This is a genomic window from Zoogloea sp. (genome assembly GCF_030157465.1).
Taxonomy (GTDB): Bacteria; Pseudomonadota; Gammaproteobacteria; order Burkholderiales; family Rhodocyclaceae; genus Zoogloea.
On record NZ_JAOAUU010000088.1, the window covers coordinates 1 to 3,588 of the forward strand.

At 56.6% G+C, this 3,588-nt stretch carries 5 protein-coding genes; 3 read left to right on the forward strand and 2 right to left on the reverse strand.

Annotated elements, in window-relative coordinates:
• Positions 1-70 precede the first annotated feature (70 nt).
• Together Q1W26_RS11265 and Q1W26_RS11270 are read left to right on the forward strand one after the other, a co-directional pair.
• The gene (locus Q1W26_RS11265) at positions 71-352 is read left to right on the forward strand and encodes a hypothetical protein (RefSeq protein WP_300439906.1); all 282 of its coding nucleotides are present in this window, start codon (positions 71-73) and stop codon (positions 350-352) included.
• A 138-nt stretch (positions 353-490) separates the two neighbouring features.
• Entirely contained in the window at positions 491-1,585 is a 1,095-nt protein-coding gene (locus tag Q1W26_RS11270) for a hypothetical protein (protein WP_300439909.1), read from the forward strand.
• Positions 1,586-1,673: 88 nt separating this feature from the next.
• Here the strand turns inward: Q1W26_RS11270 and Q1W26_RS11275 are convergent, their stop codons facing one another.
• Entirely contained in the window at positions 1,674-1,889 is a 216-nt protein-coding gene (locus tag Q1W26_RS11275; protein WP_300439912.1) for a helix-turn-helix domain-containing protein, read from the reverse strand.
• A 47-nt stretch (positions 1,890-1,936) separates the two neighbouring features.
• Complete coding sequence (locus Q1W26_RS11280) at positions 1,937-2,239, reverse strand: hypothetical protein (protein WP_300439915.1); 303 nt, start codon at positions 2,237-2,239, stop codon at positions 1,937-1,939.
• Positions 2,240-2,339: 100 nt separating this feature from the next.
• Here Q1W26_RS11280 and Q1W26_RS11285 point away from each other — a divergent pair, with 100 nt between their 5' ends.
• Positions 2,340-2,969 (forward strand): ParA family protein, encoded by a 630-nt coding sequence (locus tag Q1W26_RS11285; protein WP_300439917.1) that lies wholly within the window; start codon positions 2,340-2,342, stop codon positions 2,967-2,969.
• The last annotated feature ends 619 nt before the right edge of the window (positions 2,970-3,588 follow it).

Genomic DNA, 3,588 nt, shown 5'->3' on the forward strand with positions numbered 1-3,588 from the left:
TTACGGAGCAGCGCCGATGTTACACAGCAGGGCAGTCGCCCTAAAACAAAGTTAGAAATAAGGATAAAACATGAACATATGGTTCTACGAAAATTCTCGCCAGTTTCTTGAAAAAATGATTCAAGAAAACCCAACAAATCAAGAGTTGGTAAAGGCATACTCCAATTTAATAAGCAAGGTTGCTGACATTGAAATGAAATACTCCGAACACAATACGGAGTACAATAAGAATCATGATAAGAATCAAGCAGAACTTGCAAAGAATTTTCAAACAACCCAAGCCGAAATAACAAAAAAACAAATCGAAAAAGGGCCATTACCAGTCGTTTCTTTCGGTCAGAGTAACTTCTAACCATTCGTCGCAGCCGACCGCCTACGGCGGCGGCTGAACTCAGGGCGTTAGGCGTCGCTAAAGACGTACGCGCCATGGGCATCCCTCTCTACCGCACACAGTGAATGAGGTTCGGCAGTGATAGAACTAGCGACAATCTTGACCGTCTTGAACATCGCGGACAAAGGCAAAGGCCTTTATGATTGGTTCACCGGCGTTTCACACGGCGAGCGGCTGAGAAAAACCGTAGAAGAGCTTGAGAAGACGAAGGCAGAGGTAAAGCGTCTGTCAGACAATCTTCTATGGGCTCCAACATATCAACAAGCCATTAACCTTGAAAACATAAGAGCTCAGCAAATACACGACCCCAAAGAAGTAGCTGCAGCATTTGAGCCTTACGCCCGCGCCAGCCAAGAGCAGACAATAGTTACGTCAATTCCAAAATCGCCAGCGCGTCTTCGAGCCGCCTTTGAGCGTGATCCATTTGAACTTTTAATTGACATTCGACCAGCCCACCGCGCAAAGCGGCCGCTAGATCCCGATTTTGTTCCAATAATGTTTAATGACGGTCATCAGCGATATATTGGATGGCAGAAAATTGGGGCGCTTCCGTCTCTCTTTGAATGCGACTTTACGACCGCAGCGCCCACAGCGCAACCGAAGCCTATCGCACTGGAGCCAGCAACTCGCTCCAATGTGTCGATCAGCCGGAGTAGCAGAAACACAAAGACCGTATCGCGGTCTAACGATATCAGTCCTGGGCAAAGCAGGGAGTTGAGTCGTAACGTTATTACTGAACTGCTGTTGGCAACCTCGCCCACTAGCCAAGTGCGATCATATGACTGCGCAATTCTTTACTTTACGCCGGAGGCGATCGAGGTCTACGTAAGTCGAAAGTCGTTTTGGCTTGGAATTGAATCGTATCTAAAGTACCAGATGTCGGCGTTGGAGTTTGTGACACAGTCAAAGCTCGCCAATGCCGACAACACGTTACCTTGCAGACTACTTGTATCGGGCTTTCAGCGCGCCGGGGCCGGCGGATATCTAAGTACCGCCGTATTTGGGAAAGTTGATCTTGAGTTTCTATTTGATTGCCCGACGGAAGCCCACATTATTGGCGGAGCCTCCCGAGCGACTGAGTTTCGAAGCCACCTCGCGCGGCGTTACATGCCAACCATAGAGACGGTGAAGCACATGCGGCGATGGCTTGATGTGCGAGCCGGATTCCCTAACTGGGCCGCCACGGAGACTTGACTGGCTCTATGTTGAAACACTCCGGTGCATACGCGACGCCTAACCATTCGCTCAACCGGACCCATTGCGGCAGCCGCACAACCCTCCCCTAACGCTCCACCTGCTTCAACCGATACGCCAACTGCCGCCGCGTAATCCCCAGCAGTTTCGCCGCATGGGTGAGATTGCACCCCGCCTGCTGCACCGCTAGCTCCAATAACCGGGACTCATGCTGCTCCAGGTTGAAGCCGTCCTGCAGGATGGCTTCGCACAGGCGGCTCTGGCTGGCGTCGCCTTCGTTGCCGGCAAGGCCGGGGCGGGCCACTTCGGCGCCGGTGGTGGCCGGGGCGCCGCCAGTCGACAGGCTCTTTACTAAACCTTGGTCTTGTTCGGCCGCCCGGTCTTGATTCGCTTCATGCCGTCGAGCGCCTGCCATAGATCTTCGAGGGGCAATGCCGCCAGCACGGCCAGTCCCAGCCGCAGAATCTCGCTCTTCTTCACCTCGCGTCCCCCGTCAAGGGCGCGTTTCCGGAGTTGTGCGATCAGCGCGTAATCCTCTGCGGGAAAGGTGAAACTGTCGCGTATCAGGCTGCCCTTGCCAGGCGCATCCTGGCGCTCGCCGTCCCGGTCCGGTTGCACCGTGCGGCGGCTCTCGGGGGCCGGCACGGCCGCCACGCTTTTCTCTTTTTTAGCCAAGGGCTGGTACCTCGCGATGACCCGGTTCGGAGAAACGGTATAAACTGTTTATACCATTTATACGACAGGTCCAGATCGAATGCACACCATCATGCTTGCCAACCCGAAGGGGGGAAGTGGCAAGTCCACGCTTGCCATCCACTTGGCCAGCTGGTTCGCTCAGCGCGACGGAATCGTTTGTCTCGGCGATCTGGACCGCCAGCAGTCGAGCGCGCAGTGGCTGAAGCGGCGTCCGGACGCGCTGCCACGGATACGACACTGGCCCAGCGAGGACGGCATGCCTGGCAGCGCTCCCCGTGAGTGCAACGTGGGAATCCTCGATACCCCCGCCGGCCTGCACGGCAAGCCCCTCCGGCAGCTGTTGCGGGAGGCGGATCGGGTGGTCGTACCGGTCGCGCCGTCGCGCTTCGACCTGGCCGCAAGCCGTGATTTCTTCGATGAGCTGGCCGAGACAAAGGCCGTTCGCAAGGACAAGGTCAGCGTGGCCATCGTCGGCATGCGGGTCGATCCACGCACCAGCGCCACACAGCAGATGATCGAGTTTCTGGCTCAATTCGACCTTCCGCTGGTGACCTGCATTCGCAGCGCTCAACGCTACGTCCAGGCCGTCGAAACGGGCGAGACCCTTTTCGACCTCAAGGCTGCTGCGGTGCAGTCCGACCTGAAACAATGGCAAGCCTTGCTGGAATGGCTGGTGAAGCGTCGCTGAACGCTGGCCCAAAAAGCGTGGCACCGGAAGGCCGCTGCCGCCCTGCCCCGCTGGCCGGATCGAGCGGTGGATTTAAGCGGTGGGTTTATTAGCCCTGCCCTTTGATTCACTTGCAATGGTCACGGATGATTTTTTGTAGATACTGTTATCCCGGTCAAGCCCCGTGGAGCACGGGTAGGTCGGGTTAGCCCGCAGGGCGTAACCCGACACCAACATGAACATCGATGGGCACGTCCGATGTCGGGTTACGCTGCGCTAACCCGACCTACCCAAGCTGAAGTCGTCCCTTGCAAGGGTCAGACTGCAGCGTATTTCTTGTAGGGGCGACTTCAGTCGCCCAGCCGCGCGTTGAATCACAGGCACGCCGTTAATCAGAGTCCGCGGGCGACTGAAGTCGCCCCTTGTATTATTTTCCTCATGCACCAGCACCCGATCGTCGTCGATCTTGCCCCGCGCTCGGGTGTGCATCGTCGGGGGGCGCCCCGACTGAGTGGCGGGATGCCGTGTCGCCCCTTGAGCCTCGAGCTCGCGCTGTAGATCTTGCAGCCGCCACTCACCCTCACACAAGAGATCGAACAGTATCTTTGGCCCGGCCAAGCCGAGAGCCCGCATTCACAAG

Bases quoted from the DNA above. Each gene is read 5' to 3' on its own strand.
- Q1W26_RS11265 (WP_300439906.1), top strand. From the start codon at position 71: ATGAACATATGGTTCTACGAAAATTCTCGCCAGTTTCTTGAAAAAATG.
- Q1W26_RS11285 (WP_300439917.1), top strand. From the start codon at position 2,340: ATGCACACCATCATGCTTGCCAACCCGAAGGGGGGAAGTGGCAAGTCC.